Annotated in this window: 19 protein-coding genes; 12 read left to right on the top strand and 7 right to left on the bottom strand. The window is 43.6% G+C overall.

Going from position 1 to position 20,995, the window contains the following annotated elements; translation table 11 throughout:
* Positions 1-41: 41 nt before the first annotated feature.
* The 5 genes from R7Z41_RS05370 to R7Z41_RS05350 all read right to left on the bottom strand — a co-directional run bounded on the left by R7Z41_RS05370 (position 42) and on the right by R7Z41_RS05350 (position 6,189).
* Positions 42-509 (bottom strand): GNAT family N-acetyltransferase, encoded by a 468-nt coding sequence (locus R7Z41_RS05370; protein ID WP_025767296.1) that lies wholly within the window; start codon positions 507-509, stop codon positions 42-44.
* Between the two features lie 94 nt (positions 510-603).
* Entirely contained in the window at positions 604-2,319 is a 1,716-nt protein-coding gene (locus R7Z41_RS05365) for an EAL domain-containing protein (RefSeq protein ID WP_017820447.1), read from the bottom strand.
* 212 nt (positions 2,320-2,531) lie between these two features.
* The gene (locus R7Z41_RS05360) at positions 2,532-3,893 is read right to left on the bottom strand and encodes an L-serine ammonia-lyase (protein WP_005376899.1); all 1,362 of its coding nucleotides are present in this window, start codon (positions 3,891-3,893) and stop codon (positions 2,532-2,534) included.
* Positions 3,894-3,990: 97 nt separating this feature from the next.
* Positions 3,991-5,244, bottom strand: a complete 1,254-nt coding sequence (locus R7Z41_RS05355) for an aromatic amino acid transport family protein (protein WP_225477575.1) — start codon at positions 5,242-5,244, stop codon at positions 3,991-3,993.
* 345 nt (positions 5,245-5,589) lie between these two features.
* On the bottom strand, positions 5,590-6,189 hold the full coding sequence (locus tag R7Z41_RS05350; protein WP_005376901.1) for a CoA pyrophosphatase: 600 nt from the start codon (positions 6,187-6,189) through the stop codon (positions 5,590-5,592).
* A 231-nt stretch (positions 6,190-6,420) separates the two neighbouring features.
* Between R7Z41_RS05350 and R7Z41_RS05345 the strand changes: the two genes are divergently transcribed.
* On the top strand, positions 6,421-6,960 hold the full coding sequence (locus R7Z41_RS05345) for a heme NO-binding domain-containing protein (protein ID WP_005388282.1): 540 nt from the start codon (positions 6,421-6,423) through the stop codon (positions 6,958-6,960).
* Between the two features lie 7 nt (positions 6,961-6,967).
* Positions 6,968-8,668, top strand: coding sequence for an ATP-binding protein (locus R7Z41_RS05340; RefSeq protein WP_206970694.1), 1,701 nt, complete (start codon positions 6,968-6,970; stop codon positions 8,666-8,668).
* A 365-nt stretch (positions 8,669-9,033) separates the two neighbouring features.
* Here the strand turns inward: R7Z41_RS05340 and pabB are convergent, their stop codons facing one another.
* On the bottom strand, positions 9,034-10,398 hold the full coding sequence (gene pabB / locus R7Z41_RS05335; protein WP_186584874.1) for an aminodeoxychorismate synthase component I: 1,365 nt from the start codon (positions 10,396-10,398) through the stop codon (positions 9,034-9,036).
* Positions 10,399-10,668: 270 nt separating this feature from the next.
* Here pabB and R7Z41_RS05330 point away from each other — a divergent pair, with 270 nt between their 5' ends.
* The 8 genes from R7Z41_RS05330 to R7Z41_RS05295 all read left to right on the top strand — a co-directional run bounded on the left by R7Z41_RS05330 (position 10,669) and on the right by R7Z41_RS05295 (position 18,557).
* Positions 10,669-12,186, top strand: coding sequence for a fumarate hydratase (locus tag R7Z41_RS05330; protein WP_005376905.1), 1,518 nt, complete (start codon positions 10,669-10,671; stop codon positions 12,184-12,186).
* Between the two features lie 174 nt (positions 12,187-12,360).
* Positions 12,361-12,546: a hypothetical protein gene (locus R7Z41_RS05325; RefSeq protein ID WP_005376906.1), complete on the top strand. Its 186-nt coding sequence runs from the start codon at positions 12,361-12,363 to the stop codon at positions 12,544-12,546.
* A 255-nt stretch (positions 12,547-12,801) separates the two neighbouring features.
* Positions 12,802-14,178: a YcjX family protein gene (locus R7Z41_RS05320; protein ID WP_065274661.1), complete on the top strand. Its 1,377-nt coding sequence runs from the start codon at positions 12,802-12,804 to the stop codon at positions 14,176-14,178.
* Positions 14,175-15,215, top strand: a complete 1,041-nt coding sequence (locus tag R7Z41_RS05315; protein ID WP_065274660.1) for a YcjF family protein — start codon at positions 14,175-14,177, stop codon at positions 15,213-15,215. Before R7Z41_RS05320 ends, R7Z41_RS05315 begins: the two co-directional genes overlap by 4 nt.
* Before the next feature lie 100 nt (positions 15,216-15,315).
* Positions 15,316-16,860 carry a transcriptional regulator TyrR gene (gene tyrR / locus R7Z41_RS05310; RefSeq protein WP_017820442.1) on the top strand — a complete coding sequence of 515 codons (1,545 nt, stop codon included), beginning with the start codon at positions 15,316-15,318 and terminating at the stop codon, positions 16,858-16,860.
* Between the two features lie 36 nt (positions 16,861-16,896).
* Positions 16,897-17,481: a ribosomal protein S5-alanine N-acetyltransferase gene (gene rimJ / locus R7Z41_RS05305; protein ID WP_005388271.1), complete on the top strand. Its 585-nt coding sequence runs from the start codon at positions 16,897-16,899 to the stop codon at positions 17,479-17,481.
* Position 17,482: 1 nt separating this feature from the next.
* Complete coding sequence (locus R7Z41_RS05300) at positions 17,483-18,070, top strand: HD domain-containing protein (RefSeq protein WP_005376917.1); 588 nt, start codon at positions 17,483-17,485, stop codon at positions 18,068-18,070.
* Positions 18,071-18,083: 13 nt separating this feature from the next.
* Positions 18,084-18,557, top strand: a complete 474-nt coding sequence (locus R7Z41_RS05295; protein WP_017636094.1) for a DUF2947 domain-containing protein — start codon at positions 18,084-18,086, stop codon at positions 18,555-18,557.
* Between the two features lie 43 nt (positions 18,558-18,600).
* Here the strand turns inward: R7Z41_RS05295 and R7Z41_RS05290 are convergent, their stop codons facing one another.
* Entirely contained in the window at positions 18,601-19,563 is a 963-nt protein-coding gene (locus tag R7Z41_RS05290; RefSeq protein WP_017636093.1) for an integron integrase, read from the bottom strand.
* A 234-nt stretch (positions 19,564-19,797) separates the two neighbouring features.
* Between R7Z41_RS05290 and R7Z41_RS05285 the strand changes: the two genes are divergently transcribed.
* Positions 19,798-20,274 (top strand): GNAT family N-acetyltransferase, encoded by a 477-nt coding sequence (locus R7Z41_RS05285; RefSeq protein WP_086459309.1) that lies wholly within the window; start codon positions 19,798-19,800, stop codon positions 20,272-20,274.
* A gap of 148 nt (positions 20,275-20,422) precedes the next feature.
* Complete coding sequence (locus R7Z41_RS05280) at positions 20,423-20,839, top strand: lysozyme inhibitor LprI family protein (RefSeq protein ID WP_020838908.1); 417 nt, start codon at positions 20,423-20,425, stop codon at positions 20,837-20,839.
* Positions 20,840-20,995: the final 156 nt, after the last annotated feature.

The raw sequence follows: 20,995 nt of genomic DNA, 5'->3' as shown, positions 1-20,995 counted from the left end.
TGTTGTGTCTGAATGGCCCAATTTTGATTATGCTTCACCAGCTAGCTTAATGGGTGTCGTAGAATCCATTCTTTTTCATTATCACCCAATGTTGTTTCCTCTGTATTAATGAATCCGCACGCATCAAGAAAACTGATAGCGTATTGCTGACTTTGTGGGACAGTGGCGCAAAGAGAGGTGCTTTTAGGGTTAATGGTATACGCATAAAGGAACAGTTTACGCAATGCCTCACTCCCAACCCTTTGACGTTGGAAACGTTGATCAATCATCAAGTATTTAAGCTCCAGTTCGTATCGTTTAGCAAACGGCGCATGTTGGGAGAAACCTTTATCGATAACAAGATAGCCTACTAATAGGTCATCAGAATAAATCGTAAAGAACGCCTCTGACTTACTGCGTTTTTGGTAAGCCATTTCAAACGGTGTAAAAAATCCTTTTTGCTCTTCTTGCACATCCAATTGCATCAAACTTGAAAAATCTTTCAGTTTGGTGGGTTTAATCGCAATCATCGCTCAATCACAAATTGGCGGCATACCGTTATGCCACCACGAGTTTTTATAGAGTATTAAATCTATTTTAAGTAACTAACCGAGTGAAGAAAAGCTAGCAATGAAGAGGGTAATAATAACCTTGGTGAATATAGGCGCCCAATGTTGTGAGTAAGTGAGCACTGTCTGCCGTTTCTACGCCTTCAACAATGACCGTGCAGCGATACGTATTGCCCATAGCAATTAACTGACGCAAGGTTTCTATCTTTTTATCATCAGATTTTAGGCCAATAACAAATTCTCGGTCTATTTTGAGGTAGTCAGGATTCAGCTTGCTGATAAGCGCCACATTATTATTGCCGGTGCCAAAGTCATCAATACTGATTTTACAATCCAGTGCTTTTAGTTTCGCGACATTGCCATAAATCTCAGAGGTATAGTACATCGATGCATTTTCTGTGATTTCGATTGTCAGCAAACGGCAATCCCGATTAGATAGCTCTCTATATAGGATTGAAAAGTTACGCCCTCGCAGCAAAGAAGGACAAACGTTAATGCTGATAGGGATGGGCAACGCTTTTTGTTTGGTGTAGATGGAATCAATCACCAGTAAGGTATGAGTTAGCAGCAATCCATTGCGGATCAGTGTTTCAATAAACCGTTGCGTATTTTTTACCTTAAACCGGGAGAGGGCTTCGTAGTGCACAATCTTTTGTGCCGAAGTGTTATAAATCGGTTCCAGTTTTATTTTGAATTGTCGAATTGCGCACAAGTAAGCCATAAAGGCTTGTAGGGAGCGGTGACGCAGTATAATGAGAAAAAGTAAGCTCAGTAGAATGATACTTTGAAACGGTCCAGAGATGTAATACACCTCTTTATAGCCACTATTCTTTACGTGATAATTGAAAAAGCGTTCATTGGTGTTACCAATCTCTAACGACGTTCCGGTATTCGTTGATAGCTTCATACCAGAAAGAAAAAAACGTGAAATATGATTTTCAACATTGTCGGATAAGTTAATGTTTTTAACACGAACCAAAACGGTTGCGTTATTTAAGTCAAATGATTGGGTGGTGTAATTGTTATTGTTACTCCACTCTTCAAAGGCTTTTTTGCTGACAGGGACAACGGTTTCTGGAGTGACTAAGCATCGAATATTGAAACGATCTAGCATCATGCTCGATTCCACCAACTTCACATTATCAAATAGTGACTTCAGTTCGCTTTCATTAGCAAAGCAACTCCTGCGGGAAAGGTTCTCTGCAATTTCGAAGGCGTTATCCAGATAATTATGTTTAACGATGCTGTTTATCGCGTAGTAACAGATAGCAAAGAAAATGATCGCAGTGATCAACACAACCCACATTGCTTCTGAATAGATCTTTTTATTACGCAGGCAAATACGAAGCGCTTTGCGAAGACTATTGGTTGTGTATTGATTGATCTTCTGTTGATGTTCGATGCCATTCTGATGGTTGTTTTGCATAGTAAAAGGGATGAAGTATCCGGTCCGGTGAATGTTTTCGATAATGTTTTTGTTAGTGGTTAAATGTTCTTCCGTGAGCTTGCGAAATTTCTTTCTTAGAGCGGCCACCGCGTTTTTAAAGCCATTTTCAGGCAGTGTCATTTTGTATTGTTGAGTGATTTTGCTTTCTATTAACCGCTGACTAATCGGCGTATTTAAACTGCCGTATGTGGCGATAGTTGACAGAATGGCGTACTCATTTGGGTTGACAGGAATGGAGTGGTGGAGTGACTGATTGAGCTCTAGAGATATTTCGTTTTCGGACAAGCAAACGCAGATTTGGTTTCCAATTTCAAACCTAATCATGTGTTGATGTGCTCCAAGTTTAATTTTTGGCTACGTTATCAATAAAGCTAGGGAAGAGATGTGATTTTTTACTGAGATATCCATAATATTTGGATATATTCAACGTTTTAGGTTTTTTTTTACTTGTCCTGATAACGCATTCTCCTGGGTTTTTGGGGTATAAAAAAACCCGAGCATAAACTCGGGTTTTGATTGGTATTCAGAAAGGCGTGTTAGCAAATCACTTTGATTGCTAGACCACCTTGAGATGTTTCGCGGTATTTCGCGTTCATGTCTTTACCTGTTTCTAGCATGGTTTCGATAACCTTATCTAGAGAAACAGTTGGAGCTGAAGAGCGACGTAGTGCCATACGAGTAGAGTTGATTGCTTTTACTGCCGCAATACCGTTACGCTCGATACATGGAACCTGAACCTGACCTGCAACTGGGTCACACGTTAGACCTAAGTTGTGCTCCATTGCGATTTCTGCTGCCATACATACTTGCTCTGGGCTACCACCCATAAGCTCAGCAAGGCCTGCTGCTGCCATAGAACATGCCACGCCAACTTCACCCTGACAGCCAACCTCTGCACCAGAGATCGACGCGTTACGCTTGTAAAGACCACCGATTGCGCCAGAAGCTGCAAAGTAACGGATGTAATCTTTTTCAGTCACAGTTTGGATGAACTTATCGTAGTAAGCCAGTACCGCAGGGATGATGCCACACGCACCGTTAGTTGGTGCTGTAACAACGCGGCCACCTGCTGCGTTCTCTTCGTTTACTGCGAAAGCAAACATGTTTACCCAATCAACAACAGACATTGGGTCGTTTGTTGTCTTTTCTGAAGTAAGTAGCTGCTGGCGAAGTGCTGCTGCACGGCGAGGCACACGCAATGGACCTGGCAAAATACCTTCTTCATTCATACCGCGATCCATACACTCGCGCATTGTGCGCCAGATGTTTGCGAAATAAGTACGAGTTTCTTCATCTGAATGAAGCGCATGCTCATTCTTCATGGTTAGTGCGCTGATGGACAATCCACTTTCATGGCATTGGTTAACCAGTTCCTCTGCCGTTGTAAACGGGTAAGGTACTTTTACTGGGTTCTCAGCTTCTTTACCGAAATTTTCTTCATCAACGATGAAACCACCGCCGATAGAGTAGTAAGTTTTTGAGTACGCTTTTTCGTCATCAATCCAAGCGTGGATCTGCATGCCGTTTTCGTGTAGCTCTAGGTTTGTTTTGTGGAAGTTCATTCCACCTTCACGTGGGAACGATACTGTGTGACAGTGCATGCCAACAGGAAGGCGTTCAGTTTCTTCTACACGAGCGATAAAGCCCGGGATAGAATCGATATCAACTTTCTCAGGAGTGTTGCCTGCAAGACCCATGATGATAGCAATATCTGTGTGGTGACCTTTCCCTGTCAGTGATAGTGATCCATAAACGTCAACGGTGATTTTAGTGATGTCGCGCAGTTTTCCCATTGCACGAAGATCATCAATAAACTCTTTACCCGCTTTCATTGGGCCTACAGTGTGTGAGCTTGAAGGTCCAACACCGATTTTATAGATATCAAAAACACTAATCATATCGATTACCTCAGAAGAAAGCCTCCCAAGGGGAGTTGGGAGGCTTAATTTTATCGTTATATTTTTGGATTAATCATACTGCACTGGGCAGAGATGATTAAAGAGCGCCGTAGATTACAGAACTAATTGCAGCAAGACCACAGATTGCTGTGAAAATTTGCACAGGTGCTGAAGTTTTGTACTTAGCCATCGCAGGAACTTTTTGCATTGCGAAGATTGGCATCAAGAATAGGATTGCGGCAATCATCGGTGCACCCATTGTTTCAATCATACCTAGGATGCTTGGGTTAACGATAGCAACGATCCAAGTTGTGATTACAATGAAGATTAGAGACATCTTCTCGATCTTGCTTACTGGTGATTTTGAACGAGATTTCACTAGACCAACTAGACCTTCGTGCGCACCTAAGAAGTGGCCAAAGTAGCTAGAGGTGATCGCTGCGAAAGCAACCAATGGACCCATGTAAGAGATCAGTGGAGATTCATGCACGTTTGCTAGGTAAGAGAGAACAGAGATGTTTTGCTCTTGCGCCGTTGCTAGTTGCTCTGGAGACAGAGAAAGTACAACAGAGAAAACGAAGAACATAACAAAGCCCATCAGCATCATTGCTGCGCCACCGGTGATAGCGTCAGTTTTCTTAACTGCGTCATCACCGTATATACGACGTTGCTCTTTAGAGAACTGAGAAATGATTGGGCTGTGGTTGAAAGAGAACACAATAACAGGGATTGCTAGCCAAACGATAGCTGGCATTGCACCCCAGTCAGGTGACACTTCCATCATTGAAGTGTTCCAACCAGGAATTAGGTATACAGACAGTGCTAGTAGGATGAACACGAGAGGGTAAACCATTGCTGAAGTTGCTTTCAGCATAAGCTCTTTACCGAATACTACGCCTGCTGTCATTGCAGCAATAAGTGCACCAGAAAGTAGCCAGCGAGGAATAGATTCCATGCCCATTTGGTTAACTAGGAAAGAGTCAACTGTGTTTGTGATACCAACACCGTAGATAAGTACGATTGGGTAGATAGCGAAGAAGTAAGCGAACGTAATAAGGTTTGCGCCAGTCTTACCAAAGTGCTCTTCTACTGTGTCGGTGATGTCCGCTTCAGGGTTTTTCGCAGAAAGAACGAAACGAGCTAAAGATTTGTGTGCGAACCAAGTCATTGGTGCTGCGATTAGGGCTAGGATTACTAATGGCCAAAAGCCACCTGCACCTGCTTTAATAGGAAGGAACAGTACACCTGCACCTACTGCCGTACCAAAAAGGGACAGACACCAGGTAAAGTCTTTGTAAGAAAACTTACTAGACGATTGTGCGGTAGAAACCGCAGAAGTAGTTGTATTCATTTTTTAGTTACTCATTTTGGGAACAGGAAATAAGTCGGGAGTAATTTTGCAAGATTTTACACTAGGAAAATTAGATCTAAATCATTTATTGCTTACGCTTATTGAATGATATGTCAAAAACCTGCTTTTTATCACGAAAATGATGTGCTACTCGTGATTTCTGCTAATGAGTAAAATTAGAAAAACTTATCAATAGGGCTGTTTGTATAAATTTATTTCACCGCAAGCGTTTGCGGTGAAAATGGAAAATTAATCTAATGTGAATGAATGTTTATGAAGCAACGTTTTATTAATATTGATGCGCATAATGATCGCGCCTATAAAAGCACCGATATCAACAACTATTTAATGTGAAATAATATGTTTTTGCATTGATTCGATAATTTGTGCCGTCATGCCCCAGATGAAATGCTGTCTATATGGGATAGCAAATACACGATGACTGCTTCTTTTTAGGTCAAATTTGGTGCTATACAATTTTTTGGGGTTCAGAATATGGTTGGCAGGAACCTCAAAAACTGACTCTACTTCATTTGGGTCAATATGCGTTTTATATTCCGGAGAAACAAAAGCCAAAAAAGGTGTCACATTAAATTGACTAATCGTTGGTAGTGTAGGCAGTTGACCAAACACATGAATATGCTCATCTTCTATCCCAACTTCTTCTTTGGTTTCCCTTAAAGCGGTATTCACGAGCTGAATATCTTCCTGCTCATATTTGCCACCGGGAAAGCTGATTTGTCCCGGATGATGGCGTAAGTGGGCTGCACGCTTAGTCAGAATGACTTGTAACCCGTCATCGCGTTCCACAAAACCGATTAAGACTGCCGCATCTCTCAGGGACTTTTCTTTCATCCATTTCAGTCGTGCAAGGGACTCTTTGTGGTAGCCCGTTGGAAGCCGAAATTGAAAGTTCTGTAGTAAATGAGTTTTGTCGATAACCAAACTGAGTCCTTATTTATCGTGCCTAACCATTATTTATTATACTCAAAGACGGCAAAGCGTATGGCGTTATCGTTACTGGTTACCAAATAAAACATTCGCATTAAAGCACTCGCCAGCACTTTCCCTCTTTGTGTTGTGTGTCTCACTCTACTTGAACATATTAATTTGAAACTTATAAGGTTATACACCATTCTTTATTTTAGGACGTCACTATAGGGCAAGTATTGGCCAATGAAAGGGATTATTTTCACCGAGTTCATGGAGTTAGTGGAAGAGAAATTCGGTCTTGATGTGTTAGACCAAGTTCTCGATCTTTCTAACGATGAAGGTGTTTACACTGCTGTTGGTAGTTACGATCACAAAGACTTGGTTAAGTTGATCGTGAATCTCAGTAAAGTATCTGGTGTTCCCCCCGAGCAACTGCAAGAGGTGTTTGGAGAGTGCGTCTTTTTGAATTTACTTCGCTCTATTCCTAGTCACGCCAGTTTGCAACAGTGTGAAACGACGTTTCAATTTGTTCGCCATGTTGAAGACTTTATTCATGTCGAAGTTAAGAAGCTCTATCCTGATGCTAACCCTCCGCAATTTGATTTCATTAGTGAAAACCAATCCCAATTGGTATTTGACTACCACAGCGCAAGATGTATGTCTCACGTATGCTTAGGATTGATAAAAGGTTGTGCTGCACATTTTGGTGAGGTAGTTCATATCAAACATCAAAACCAGTCAGAAGATGGCAGCAAAGTACGTTTTTGGTTAGAGGCTCAATAAGAACGATATGACGGGAAGTTCCTCATTAGAAAGGAAACTCAAACGAGAAGTTGCATCAAGAAAAGCAGCTGAGCAGCTGTTGGAACAGAAAAGCTTAGAGTTATATGAATCCAACCAGCAACTCAGTGTTGCATTGAAAAAGCTGGAGCTGAAATCTAAAAAGGATCTTCGTAAGTTTGAGTTTGAAGAGCAAATTGATGCCACGTTGATTAAGTTCGGTCGTACTTTTTTATCGAGCACGTTCGATGAAGCAATGATAGCGAGCTTTATTGAGCAGCTCACTTCTAACTCGATCATTTCTGCGGCTTACTTGTTTCTTGACGCTACAAAGCTGAGCTCATTGCGTCGTCATCACTTTGGTCACTTACAGCTTCGTCATAACAACGAGATTTTAACCTCTCCTAATTGGCAGGGAGAGAGTTTGCATTTGCCAGTTATCATTGATGGGGAAACGGTTGGGGAGTTGATTTTCTCTGTGTTGCAAGATCAAATCGATCAGTCTTTTATTTCCAAACAGATGGAGCTCGTGTCTGACTTAGTTCATGGTGTTATTGGTCGACACTTAAGTTTAGAGCGAGAGGTCGAGCTGAGAAAGCGGGCTGAGGAATCAGAAAAAGCGACGAAGGAGTTTGTCGCCATGATTAACCATGAGCTGCGAACTCCTCTCAATGGCGTATTGGGTAGTGCGGAGTTATTGAGTCGAACCCAATTAGAAGAAGAGCAGCGTCAATACTTGAGCAATCTGACTCAATCAGGGGACTTATTGAGAGTTATCATTAATGATCTTCTTGATTTCAGTAAGATGAATGCCGGTATGATGGAAATCATACATAAAGTCTTTGCCTGGGAGGAACTTGAAAAAGCCATCATGGGTGTATTTGCAGCTAAGGCTGCGGAAAAACGTATCCATTTCTCTATCGACAAAAAGCTGGGGATCCCGGAATTTTTAGTCGGTGACTTAGAGCGCATTACACAAATTTTGGTTAACTTGGTGGGAAACGCGATTAAGTTTACGCACTTGGGTGGCGTCGTGTTACGGGTGGAATGGCTTAACGGCACGGCTTATTTTGAGGTTGAAGACACTGGTATTGGCATCCCAATAAAAGCACAGCCGTCACTCTTTGACCCATTTGTCCAAGTTGATCGCTCGGCGAAACGCAGCTTTGAAGGCTCAGGTTTAGGTCTCGCGATTTGTAAAAACCTCGTGGATTTGATGCAAGGTCAAATTAGCTTTGAGAGTGAAGAGCGCAAAGGGACAACTTTTAAAGTTGCTATTCCTCTTGAGGAAGGGCAAGCACAAGGCACAGCAGAGGGGGAATTGGTCACCATAGAGCGAAGCGATTTAGCAGGACGCTCAATATTAGTGGTTGATGACATCAGAATGAATCAAGTCATTGTTACTCAAATGCTGAAAAAACTCGACATTACACCTGATTTAAAAGCCAACGGCAAAGAAGCATTAGAAGCGGTGAAAAGTAAAGACTACGAACTGATATTCATGGACTGCCGAATGCCAGAAATGGATGGTTATGAGGCGACGATGTATCTGAGAGAGCGTGGCTTTACTCATCCTATTATTGCATTAACCGCTGGCACTACCATCGAAGAGCGTCAAAAGTGTATTGATTCAGGCATGGACGACATCCTCACTAAGCCGTACACCGCAACCGATATCGAACAGATTATGTGTAAGTGGCTTGAGCAGTAGACGCTGCCTCTTAAAAAGTATGTTTGTTGGCCAACGGCTAAAAGCTAAAGTACATGCAAATAAAACACACAAAAAAGCGCACCACACCGGATAATGCCGATCATTTAACGATGTTTTTTGGGTCATTCTAGCGAGCCTTGGCTAGACTAAGAATCTAGTAGCAGCACGCCGAGCGGATAATGAAACAAATTTGACCACAAAGTGCTTGAATAGAAGAACCTGTATCACGCTCTTTCGTCGCTGTGCAGGGTGATGAGATACAGAAATATGCCACTCGCTGTTAAATGAGCGGCATTATCCGTTCTGGAAGCGTTTTAGATTGTTTTCGTCAATAGCATTAAAGCGGCGTTGTGTGCTGTTGAAACCTACGATTGCAGCGCTGGCAAAATCTTTGAAAGCTTATCCAACGTTTCTTGATACTCAGAGGCGCAATCGCTATCTGCCACGACGCCGCCGCCAGCCCAAGCGTAAAGTTTGTTTTTTTCCGCTACAAGAGTTCGGATAGTAATGCTGGTGTCCATACGACCATGGCGTGAAATGTAGCCAATACTGCCGCAATACGCGCTGCGTCGATGCGGCTCCAGTTCTTCAATAATCTGCATTGCGCGAACTTTAGGTGCGCCCGTAATTGAACCGCCTGGAAAACACGCTCGCAGCAAATCCGCAGGAGCGTATTGTTCATCCAAATTTGCACGAATGGTGCTCACCAAATGATGCACGGCAGGGAAGCTTTCAATATCGAACAGCTTTGGAACGTGAACGCTACCCGGTGATGCAACTCGACCAATATCATTACGCAGCAAATCGACAATCATCAGGTTTTCTGCCTGATCTTTTTCCGCTGTCTGCAAGTCATGAGCATTAGCGTTATCTTGCTTTGGATCTTCGCTGCGTGGTCGAGTACCTTTGATTGGTTTCGTTTCAATGACGCGATCTTTGAGCTCTAAAAAGCGCTCTGGAGAGATACTCAAAATCGAAGACTCAGGCATACGGATAAACGCTGAGAATGGCGCTTGGTTGGCGGACTCCAATTTCAGATACGCTTGCCACTCGCTGCCTTGATACGGTGCGTTAAAGCGCTGCGCCAAATTGATCTGATAACAGTCACCGCTCAACAAGTATTCTTGCACCTTGTCAAAGCGAGTGGCGTAGCTCTCTTTCGTCATGTTTGACTGCCAATCACCAGACAAAGCGAAGTCAACGGTTTGTTCTGCTTTTTGCTCGTTTAACCATTGCCAAGCTTGCTCGATGTTCTGACCGACTAAGCATGCTTTTTTTAGGTGGTGGTCAACAACAACGGCCCATTCATACAGACCTACCGCCATATCCGGCGTGTTGAGGTCCTTTTCTGCCACTTCTGGCATCGTTTCTACGCGGCGACCTAAATCGTAACTGAAGTAACCGAGCGCACCGCCGACAAAAGGCAGATCCAATTCTTTATTTAACTCTACGTGAGGAAGCCACTGTTCTTGCAACTGATGAAGCAGCGCAAATGGGTCATCTTGAGTTGAATAGGCATTCGATGGCGTTTCAACTTGTGTGTTGTCGGCAGTGGTTTCTAACGTTGCAATTGGGTTGGAGACCAACACATCGAAGCGGCTATCGATATGCGTTTCTGATGCAGAACGCAGCAACATCGCCCAAGGTAGGTGTTGAATGCGAGAAAAAAGGTGAAGAGTAAACTCTGGTGCGTATTCCAGCGCTTTAAAATCAATGAATTGATTGTCCATGTTGTTCATTTGTGTAATTTGTGACAAAGAGATCGTTCACTGCATGGCATGTCATGGGCAGCAAGAGTATCATATTCCTCTGTATAGCCAAACTCCCTCTATTCATAGGGTTTTGAGATGGTTTACAAGTAGGCAACTTCAGCATTTCGTGTGTCGATATCAGCCGTTCGACAATTGTTTATAAAAAACGAAGCTCAAAAGAGCAATAAGCTCAACAAACACGATTGAAGCCAAGCCAATAATGGAAGCATAACTATAACGAGGCATGTAATGACGGTAATACGCAAGCAGGATGTGATCAGCAGTGTCGCTGATGCGCTACAGTATATTTCTTACTACCACCCGCTAGACTTTGTTCAAGCTCTTGAAAAAGCCTATCACCGCGAAGAGAGCCAAGCCGCTAAAGACGCGATTGCTCAGATCTTAATTAACTCCCGAATGTCCGCAGAAGGTCACCGTCCAATTTGTCAGGATACTGGTATTGTGACGTGTTTCGTCAACATCGGTATGGGCGTGCAATGGGATTCGACCGACATGACGGTTCAGCAGATGGTAGATGAAGGTGTTCGACAAGCGTACACGAACCCTGATAACCCGTTGCGTGCGTCAGTACTAATGGACCCTGCTGGTAAACGTATTAATACCAAAGACAACACGCCTGCCGTCGTACATATCAACATGGTTCCGGGCGATAAAGTTGAAATTCAGATCGCTGCGAAGGGCGGCGGTAGCGAAAACAAAACTAAGATGGTGATGCTAAACCCATCTGACGATATTGCTGAGTGGGTAGAAAAAACGCTACCAACAATGGGGGCGGGCTGGTGTCCTCCTGGCATGCTTGGCATTGGTATCGGCGGTACGGCTGAAAAAGCAGCGGTATTGGCAAAAGAATCTCTAATGGAACACATCGATATTCAAGAACTTATTGACCGTGGCCCACAAAACGCAGAAGAAGAGCTTCGTTTGGATATCTTCAATCGCGTGAACAAACTTGGTATCGGTGCGCAAGGTCTTGGCGGTTTGACGACTGTTGTCGACGTTAAAATCAAAACTGCGCCAACGCACGCGGCTTCTAAGCCTGTTTGTTTGATCCCGAACTGTGCGGCGACTCGTCACGTACACTTCACGCTTGATGGTAGCGGCCCAGCAGAGCTAACACCACCTAAACTAGAAGATTGGCCAGATATCACTTGGGAAGCGGGCGAAAATACGCGTCGCGTAAACTTAGACACAATTACTAAAGAAGAAGTACAAGAGTGGAAGACAGGCGAAACGGTTCTTCTATCAGGTAAAATTCTGACTGGTCGTGATGCTGCGCATAAACGTATTCAAGGCATGCTAGATAACGGTGAAGGTCTACCTGAAGGCGTAGATCTCAACGGTAAGTTCATTTACTACGTAGGCCCTGTCGATGCAGTTGGTGATGAAGTCGTTGGTCCTGCTGGCCCAACAACATCAACGCGTATGGATAAATTCACCGACATGATGCTAGAAAAGACCGGCATCATGGGCATGATCGGTAAAGCTGAGCGTGGCCCTGCAACGGTTGAATCTATCAAGAATCACAAAGCGGTTTACCTAATGGCTGTAGGTGGCGCTGCGTACTTGGTGGCGAAAGCGATCAAGAAAGCTCGCGTTGTCGCATTTGAAGATTTAGGTATGGAAGCGATTTACGAATTTGAAGTTGAAGATATGCCAGTAACAGTGGCCGTCGACTCAAATGGTGTTAACGCGCACCAAATTGGTCCAGACACTTGGAAAGTGAAAATTCAAGAGATGGAAGCATAAGGCAAAGGGCAATCTTGCTGCGTCTCAGTAGAGAGAATGTGACAAGGTGCTGATTTACCTAGCAAACAATTGACAAAAGTGCAGCGAAACCTGCACTTTTTGTCTATATAATTAAGGATATAAACCTTTAGGCATAGCAATCAAACGTTATGCGAACAATAATTAGGAGACGGCATGCCTCGTTTTATTCAGATTCTACAAATTATTCTTGCTGTAGTGATAGGTGGCTTTGTTGGCTATGACTTGATTCTTCACGGTATCAGCATCTTTGATGAAAAGTACGTGACCATCACATGTGTGTTGTGGTTGATTTTGGAAATCGCTCTATTTGTTATCTATAAGTTAATCGAAGACGACTAGGCTTAAAGAAAGCGGGTTCCTGTTTAACATAGTAATCAGCGCATATAGAGTTACTAATGCTGTAGATTAAGTAAGCCTCTGAACCACTCAGGGGCTTTTCTTTTTTAACACAGCATTAAGCCGGATGTTTTGTTCATCTTTTATTAAGGTATATAAAGTTAAACTCATAGAATTCGGGATAGAACAGTATTCATAGATCGAAATTCGAAGTCGCTGACAACGTTGTTTTAAAGTGGAGTAAGATAAAGAAGCGTAATGAAGAGAATAAAGAAAGAAGTTAATGACTTTATCAACAGAGGTATGGACTCTAATGTTCGAATTGCTGTCACCGGACTTTCTCGTGCCGGTAAGACGGCATTCATCACGTCATTAGTGAATCAGCTTCTTCATACTGCAACCCATGACAATTTGCCTCTTTTGACTGCGGCTAGAGATAAGCGCCTTATTGGGGCGAAGCGTGAGCCTCAATCGAATATGATGGTGCCACGCTTTGCTTACGATGAGGCGATGAGCCAAATTCATGCCACTCCACCTCAGTGGCCAGTACCGACACGTGATGTGAGTGAGATTCGCTTAGCGCTCAAGTACAAACCAAATAAAACTACGAAAAAGCTGTTGAGTAAAACCGCAATTTTAAATGTTGATATTATCGACTATCCAGGAGAGTGGTTGCTCGACCTGCCTTTATTGGACATGGACTTTGCAACGTGGTCGCAAACTCAGTTTGATGCACTTAAAGGCCAGCGTGGCGATTTAGCCAAAGCTTGGCTTTCTGAACTGGAGAAAGTGGATCTCTTTGCAGAAGTGAATGAGAAACTACTTGAGAAAGTTGCACACACATACACCGAGTACCTTCATGCCTGTAAAGACGCTGGCCTTCATTGGGTTCAGCCTGGCCGCTTTGTATTACCTGGTGAGCTAGCAGGCGCGCCGGTGCTACAGTTTTTTCCGTGTCGTGTTGATTCGGAAAGCAAAGCGTCCAAGGGCAGTAACTTAGCGATGTTAGAAGCCCGTTTTCAGGAATACCAACAGAAAGTCGTGAAAGCGTTTTATAAGCATCATTTTGCGACCTTCGATCGCCAGATTGTACTGGTGGATTGTTTGCAGCCTCTCAATGCCGGTGATGAAGCGTTTTACGACATGCGCCAAGCGCTAGAACAGATCATGCATAGCTTCCGCTATGGTCGTAGTAGCTTTTTGCGTCGTTTGTTCTCACCAAAAATCGACAAAGTGTTGTTTGCTGCTACAAAAGCGGATCATATCACGCCCGATCAGCACCCAAATTTGGTGTCTCTGCTCCAACAAATGGTGCATCCAGCATGGCAAACGGCAGCCTACGAGAATATTGAGATGAGCTGCATGAGTATCGCTTCCATCCAAGCAACCACGACGGGGTTTATTTCCTCTGGAGATAAGACCATCCCGGCGTTACAAGGAACAACATTGGGTGGTGAGCCGATGACTATGTTTCCCGGAGAGGTGCCGAAAAAGCTACCAAATGCAGCGTATTGGCAAAACAACGGGTTTGATTTTACGTCGTTTCGTCCGATGCCCTCACCGAATGATGAGCCAGTGAAGCACATACGCTTAGACAAAGCATTGGATTACCTGATTGGAGATAAATTGAAATGAGTGAGTTGAAGCAAAAACAAGTTTTCTCTGAAAAGGTAATGGAAAAAGAGCAGCAATCGAATCAACCGGAATTGACGGCGCAGCAAACATTCGGCGAAAAAGAAACATTTGTACCTGTTGAAGTTAAAGAAGCGCACCAGGAGACCGAACAGGAATTGCAACTCGAGCATGTCATTCGTCCAAAATCGGGCAGAAAATGGCTCGCGACTGGCGCATTTGCAACTTTTGCTGGTCTGGTTGGCTGGCAAGCGGTGGACTCGGTTATAACCGCAATTCAGGCTTCTGATTGGCTAGCCTTAAGCTGGACGGGGTTTATTGCTGCGATCGCTTCGCTTGGTTTAGGAGCTATGGGTAAAGAGCTTTGGAAACTGCGAAAACTACGAAATCATTTTAGTGTTCAAGAAGAAGCAGAAGCACTTGTTAATAGTGAGAGCGTTGGGAAAGGGAAAGCCTTTTGCGAAACCGTAGCAGAACAAAGTGGTGTGATGGCAGAGAATCCGGGCTTTGATCGTTGGCAGAACAGTATTAACCCTGCTCATAGTGACGCTGAAATTCTTGATATGTATGACTCGATGGTGGTGAGCCAACAAGACAAGTTGGCAACGAAAATCGTATCACAGCACGCAACCGAGTGTGCGGCCCTAGTCGCCGTGAGCCCTCTGGCTGCCGCTGATATGTTGCTGGTGGCTTGGCGAAATTTCAAAATGATCGACAACCTCTCCAAGGTATATGGGGTAGAGCTAGGTTATGCATCTCGCATCAAGTTACTAAGAGCGGTATTTGTCAATATGGCGGCGGCTGGTGCCAGTGAGATCGCTATTGATGCCAGTATGGATTTGATGTCGATGGATCTTGCTGGCAAAGTTTCTGCTCGTGCGGGGCAGGGACTAGGTGTTGGTATTCTAACGGCACGTTTGGGCTTGAAAGCGATGACCTTATTGCGTCCACTACCCTGGTATCCTGACCGTCAGGTTAAGTTGGGCACCATACGCAAGGCTGTGGCGGCGAAAGTTGCATCAATTACGATGAAACCGTAACGAATATCAACTTTGATGGATAGGATTGCTTGACGCCATTCCAAGCATGATAGAAACTACTGTCAACTTTTCCTGACAGTTGTGAATTGGGATATTTTAAGTGCGTCTTGAAGTCTTATGTGAAGATCGACTCGGCTTGACCCGAGAACTGCTCGATATTTTAGCGTCTAAAAGCATCGACTTGCGTGGTATCGAAATCGATATTAGCGGTATTATCTATTTGAATTGCCCGGATATTGATTTTGATACGTTTAGTGAGCTGATGGCTGAAATCCGCCGTATTCCGGGGGTGAAAGACGTACGTAAAATCCAGTTTATGCCGATGGAGCGCCACAATACGGAGCTGCTCTCGTTAGTTGATAACTTGCCCGATCCGGTTTTTGCCATTGATCTTAAAGGTGCCGTAGACATGGCAAACATGTCTGCACTTTCATTGCTTGGCCTTCACAAGCAAGAAGTGATTGGTACTCAAATCGGTGCTTTGTTACCAAGTGTTCGTTTCTCTCGTTGGTCTGAAGGTGTTAATGGTCGAACGCGGGAAAACCTTGTGATTGATGGCTTGGACTATGTTCTAGAGTTGATGCCCGTTTATATCCGAGACGAAGCGCAAAACTCGACTCTAGCGAGTACTCTAATGACGATTCGCTCTAGTCAGCAAGTTGCCAGAATTGAAGAAGCGCTACCGCTGCATAATCCTCTGGGTTTTGAACACTTTGTTGGTATATCGAACCGTCATAAAGCACTAATGAACCAAGCTAAGAAGCTGTCTGTGCTTGACCAACCATTGTTGATTGAGGGCGAAACGGGGACCGGTAAAGAAATGCTTGCTAAAGCTTGCCACAGCCGTTCTAGCCGCGCGAGCAAGCCATTCCTAGTTTTGAGTTGTGCTTCGATGCCTGACGATGTAGCAGAAACCGAACTTTTTGGTCATGCGCCGGGTTCATTCAATCATGAACAAGGCCACAAAGGCATCTTTGAGCAAGCAAATGGCGGCACGGTATTTCTTGATGAAATCGGTGAAATGAGTTCGCACCTTCAAATCAAGCTGTTACGTTTTCTACAGGATGGTAATTTCCGTCGTGTCGGTGCAGAAGATGAGATGCATGTCGATGTTCGTATCATCGCTTCAACAAAACATAACCTTGCCGAGCTTTCTGAAGCAGGAATGTTCCGTGAAGATTTGTATTATCGTCTCAACGTACTTACGCTCAGCATTCCTCCGTTACGTAAGCGCTCAAACGACGTTGCACCATTGCTTGAGTTGTTTGTGGCGAAACATGCTCAACAGCTTGGGATTGATAAGCCAGAGTTTGATGATGGTCTAGTTGATGCCCTTGCAAATTATCAGTGGCCAGGAAACATGCGCCAGCTGGATAACATGGTTCTTCGAGCGCTCACGGAAATGGATGGTGATATACTAAACGCGGATCACTTCAATTTACCTCAGCCTCAGTCAGTCGGCGCTGGTAGTGCAACGCTTAACATCGACGGTTCTTTGGATGAGATCATGCGTGATTATGAATCTCAAGTTCTGGAACGTTTGTATCAGTCATTCCCATCAAGCCGCAAGCTTGCTAAGCGCTTGAATGTATCGCATACCTCAATCGCTAATAAACTGCGTGATTACGGTATACGTAAGAATTAATCGAATTGAACGAAAAGACGGAATTAATCATTTGTAATGGAAGATAACAGCTCATCTATCGCCGTTCATAAGTTGGACGGTGACTTGCTTCTTCGTACCGCTGAAATCGGTGACGCAGATATGATTGCCGAATATTTTCAAGCGAACCGAGAATACCTGAAACCGTTTGAACCGAAACGTGAAGAGGCTTTTTTCTCAGTGAACGGTTGGTTGCAAAAGCTTATCAAGCTCAATGAGCTGCATCGAATGGGATTGGGGTATTATTGCCTTTTAGTCAGAGCCTCTTCGGGTGAAATGCTAGGTACGATATCCTTTAGTAGTTTGAGTCGTTTCCCTTTTTATTCTTGTAACGTCGGATATTCTCTCGCTGAAAAAGCGCAAGGGCATGGTTATATGCGTCGTGGATTAACCATGGCTTGCGACTACATGTTTAATGTCCAGAAACTGCATCGTATTCAAGCTGGCTACATGCCTCACAATAAACGTAGTGAATCTGTGCTAGAGCATGTAGGGTTCAACCGAGAAGGGTATGCAAAAGATTACCTTTTGATTAATGGTGAGTGGCAAGACCACGTCCTAACGTCGCTTATTAATCCGAATTGGCAGCCAGAAGGGCGATAGTATGGAACGATTGGAAAAGCAGTTAGCACTTGTAATCGAGCTCGATAAACTCAAAAGCATTTTGCGCCGAACTCGAGTTAAAAGTGCTGAAGGGCGCCTCGAAAATAGTGGTGAGCATAGTTGGCATGTCGCACTGATGGCAATATTGATGGAAGAGCATGCGAATGCACCTGTTGATATTTGCCGAGTGATGAAAATGTTATTGATACATGACGTAGTAGAGATCGACGCGGGCGATACCTTTGTTTATGATACTGCTGCGTCTCAAGAGCAAGCAGAAAAAGAAATTAGAGCCGCAGAGCGCTTGTTTGGTATGTTACCCAGCGATCAGGAGCAAGAGCTATTGGCGCTTTGGCATGAATTTGAAGCCGCGCAGACCGATGATGCTAAGTATGCAAAAGCACTCGATCGGTTAATTCCAATGCTCTTGAACTACCATAATAATGGTCAGAGTTGGAAGGAACATGGTGTCTCACGCGAACAAGCACTTACCATTAATAAACGAATTGAATTTGGCTCTGTTACCTTATGGGACAAAGCGAAAGAGTTGATTGAAGAAGCCACAGAGAAAGGTTGGCTGAAATCGTAATAAAGGAGACTGAATGTCTTATTTGCCTTTGGACGAATACCAAAGAAAATGGATTTTTACGCATCAGTCGATGCCTGTGCCAGAAGAAGATTTGGCTTTTATTAAGCCGATGAGCCAAGCCCGCTCAGCACAATTTTGGAAAGAAAATATCAGTGCTCAAAGCCCTGATATGGATAGACTTAGTTCCCAAGACTGGCCAATGAATGAGGCGAATTGGTCTGAAACTGTGGATTGGATGGCTGCGTGGGAGTCGGATGATCCTGACATGCCAGCGGAAGCTGAGGCACATATCGATTGGCAAGACGATGTAACCGTTTACTTTTGCTACGAGAAGTACAATGTCATCGAAACGAAATGGTCTATTTTTAAAAAGCACTGGAAGAACTTTCTCTTTTATGACGATGGTCCGATACTAATAGGACGTCGCCGTTCGCAAGCACTTTGGTTTGATTCAAAAGGCAATGTGAAACTCGGTGTTCGTCAATAAAGAGTTATAAAACAAAGCCACCTTTCGAGGTGGCTTTGTTTTTCTAAAGGCTGGATAATGGACTCAACACACCACCAGCCCCGCGCTCGATAACGTGAGTATAGATCTGCGTGGTTTTTACATCAGTATGCCCTAATTGTTCCTGAACAGTTCTAATGTCTGCGCCAGATTCCAATAAGTGCGTGGCAAAACTGTGTCTTAGTGTGTGGCAAGTTACAGTTTTCTCAATGCTTGCGTCGCTTGCCGCGCGCTTTACTGCTCTTTGTATTGCGCTTTCATTGATATGATGCCTTCTCAATTCACCAGTGTCTCGATCTGCGCTTAACTTTGTTGATGGAAACAAAAAGTGCCAGTTAAAATCTAGCTCCGCTTTTGGGTATTTACGTCGTAAACCTTCAGAGATGTATACGCCCGCATAACCAGGCATGTGCCTATCTTTAAAGTAGTAGTTTCTTGCTAAATTAACTTGAGCTTTGAGTGGTTCATGTAGTTCTTTGGCTAATGTGACTGTACGATTTTTACCTCCTTTTCCTTGCCAAACGCGAACTGCACCATAATCATAATCGATGTCTTGAACTCTTAAGCGTAAACATTCCATAACTCGAAGCCCGGAGCCGTAAAGTAGCTGAATATGGAGTCTATACCTCGGGTCGATATGCTGAACGAATCTTCGGATCTCCTCCCTGGTTAACACAACGGGAAGTTTCTTTTCGGTCAAGGATTTCTGAAATCTCATATCAAGTGATAGTGGGGTTTTAAAATAATCACGATATAAAAATGATATTGAGTTCAGCGCCAAAGCTTGCGTTTTTACCGCAACTTTTTCTTCTACCGCTAAGTAACTCAGAAATTGAATGACATCATCTTCTGCTAGTGTTGATGGGTGGGCGAGCTGGTGAAAAGTGATAAAACGTTTTATCCAAAATAGATAACTTTCGATAGTTTTATTCGCATAATGACGAGTAAGCATGTGCTCTTTTACACTAAGTAAAAACTGACTTTTCATGATAAATTAACCTGTTTATTTACACAGTTCCGTTAATGTATCACCACTTTTGAAATTAGCGTGCTGTGCGCCGCCTAATTGCGCGCGCCACCACACATATTCATACTGTTTTTCTATTTGTTTCATACAGATAAGTGCTACGATTGATAGCGCTTTTGATAAGAAAGAAGGCGGTAGCCTGCCAGAAAGACGGCAAGTCGCCGTATAGAAAGCGTTATACGATTAAGGAGAGAAATGAAGCCTGATTTACACGGAGGTAGAATTGTTTTGAGGTCAATTCAAACGAATGATTCTGATGATTTGTTTGAAATTTATGGTGATATTCAAACAATGGAATTTGCCTCAGACCCAGTTTTTACATCGAAAGATATGATAGTTCAGATGCTAGAAAGCGTCGTCCGGCTGGAGAAATCAGGTGAATCGTTGGAATGGGCGATTATGGATCAAGCGACAAACAAAGTTATTGGAACCTGCGGCTTACATAGTTTTAGTGATAACAGTGATTCCTGTGAGGTCGGATGCTTACTAAATTCATCGTACTGGCGACAAGGGTATATGTCGGAAGCTCTTAGTTTATTATTTTCTCATGCTAAATCTTTGGGCATTGAAAGACTGTATGCAGATATTGATGAGGGTAACTTTCGGTCTCAAGCTTTGTTTAATAAGCTAGGTTTCAAAGCTAAAAACGGTCAGTTTCAGCGCTTGGTGTGAGGCATCGTATAACAAACTGTTCAAGAGGGATTCACAACGCGTGGCATTTTCACTATGCGTTGAATTTAGTGCTTAAGGTGGTATGCGGCGGCTCCGGTATCGCGTTGCTCACCCCTTAACAGGGCGTTATGTGCTTTCGGAGAAAACGATGAATAAGTGTCTAATCATCATATTAGCTAGTCTTTCATTTGGTGCTCTTGCTGAAGAAGAGCCCACTGACTGTAATAATGCGATGACCACAATTGAGATAAACCAATGTGCCGCTATTGAACTAGAGTCAGCACAAGTTAAATTAGACAAATATCTAAGCGCTAGTTTCGAGCATAACTCTCATGACCCAGAACTGATCGTAGCAATTAAGCTTGCGCAACAGGATTGGCAAGCATATATCTCCTCTCACTGTGATTCGGTTTATACGCAATGGCGTGATGGGACTATTCGTGGAATTATGGCGATATCGTGCAAAACTAAGTTAACTAAGCAAAGAACGCACGAGTTATGGGAAAACTTTTTAACTTATATGGACAGTGCACCACCAGCTTTACCGGAGCCAAGTGTAGAGTAGGTTTCAACCACGCACATAACAAACTGTTCAAGAGGGATTCGCAACGCGTGGCATTTTTACTATGCGTTGTTTTTAGTGATTAAGGTGGTATGCGGCGGCTTCGGTATTGCGTTGCTCACCCCTTAACAGGGCGTTAGCTGTTTGAGGAAAAATGAG

This window comes from Vibrio sp. 1457 (genome assembly GCF_033340195.1).
Classification (GTDB): domain Bacteria; phylum Pseudomonadota; class Gammaproteobacteria; order Enterobacterales; family Vibrionaceae; genus Vibrio; species Vibrio alginolyticus.
The sequence above is the reverse complement of the archived record's forward strand: the minus strand, read 5'-3'. Positions and strand labels throughout refer to the sequence as shown.

Excerpts from the sequence above, each read along its gene's own strand:
- R7Z41_RS05370 (WP_025767296.1), bottom strand. The coding sequence starts at position 509 with ATGATTGCGATTAAACCCACCAAACTGAAAGATTTTTCAAGTTTGATG.
- R7Z41_RS05365 (WP_017820447.1), bottom strand. The coding sequence starts at position 2,319 with ATGATTAGGTTTGAAATTGGAAACCAAATCTGCGTTTGCTTGTCCGAA.
- R7Z41_RS05360 (WP_005376899.1), bottom strand. The coding sequence starts at position 3,893 with ATGATTAGTGTTTTTGATATCTATAAAATCGGTGTTGGACCTTCAAGC.
- R7Z41_RS05355 (WP_225477575.1), bottom strand. The coding sequence starts at position 5,244 with ATGAATACAACTACTTCTGCGGTTTCTACCGCACAATCGTCTAGTAAG.
- R7Z41_RS05345 (WP_005388282.1), top strand. The coding sequence starts at position 6,421 with ATGAAAGGGATTATTTTCACCGAGTTCATGGAGTTAGTGGAAGAGAAA.
- R7Z41_RS05340 (WP_206970694.1), top strand. The coding sequence starts at position 6,968 with ATGACGGGAAGTTCCTCATTAGAAAGGAAACTCAAACGAGAAGTTGCA.
- pabB (WP_186584874.1), bottom strand. The coding sequence starts at position 10,398 with ATGGACAATCAATTCATTGATTTTAAAGCGCTGGAATACGCACCAGAG.
- R7Z41_RS05330 (WP_005376905.1), top strand. The coding sequence starts at position 10,669 with ATGACGGTAATACGCAAGCAGGATGTGATCAGCAGTGTCGCTGATGCG.
- R7Z41_RS05325 (WP_005376906.1), top strand. The coding sequence starts at position 12,361 with ATGCCTCGTTTTATTCAGATTCTACAAATTATTCTTGCTGTAGTGATA.
- R7Z41_RS05320 (WP_065274661.1), top strand. The coding sequence starts at position 12,802 with ATGAAGAGAATAAAGAAAGAAGTTAATGACTTTATCAACAGAGGTATG.
- R7Z41_RS05315 (WP_065274660.1), top strand. The coding sequence starts at position 14,175 with ATGAGTGAGTTGAAGCAAAAACAAGTTTTCTCTGAAAAGGTAATGGAA.
- rimJ (WP_005388271.1), top strand. The coding sequence starts at position 16,897 with ATGGAAGATAACAGCTCATCTATCGCCGTTCATAAGTTGGACGGTGAC.
- R7Z41_RS05300 (WP_005376917.1), top strand. The coding sequence starts at position 17,483 with ATGGAACGATTGGAAAAGCAGTTAGCACTTGTAATCGAGCTCGATAAA.
- R7Z41_RS05295 (WP_017636094.1), top strand. The coding sequence starts at position 18,084 with ATGTCTTATTTGCCTTTGGACGAATACCAAAGAAAATGGATTTTTACG.
- R7Z41_RS05290 (WP_017636093.1), bottom strand. The coding sequence starts at position 19,563 with ATGAAAAGTCAGTTTTTACTTAGTGTAAAAGAGCACATGCTTACTCGT.
- R7Z41_RS05285 (WP_086459309.1), top strand. The coding sequence starts at position 19,798 with ATGAAGCCTGATTTACACGGAGGTAGAATTGTTTTGAGGTCAATTCAA.
- R7Z41_RS05280 (WP_020838908.1), top strand. The coding sequence starts at position 20,423 with ATGAATAAGTGTCTAATCATCATATTAGCTAGTCTTTCATTTGGTGCT.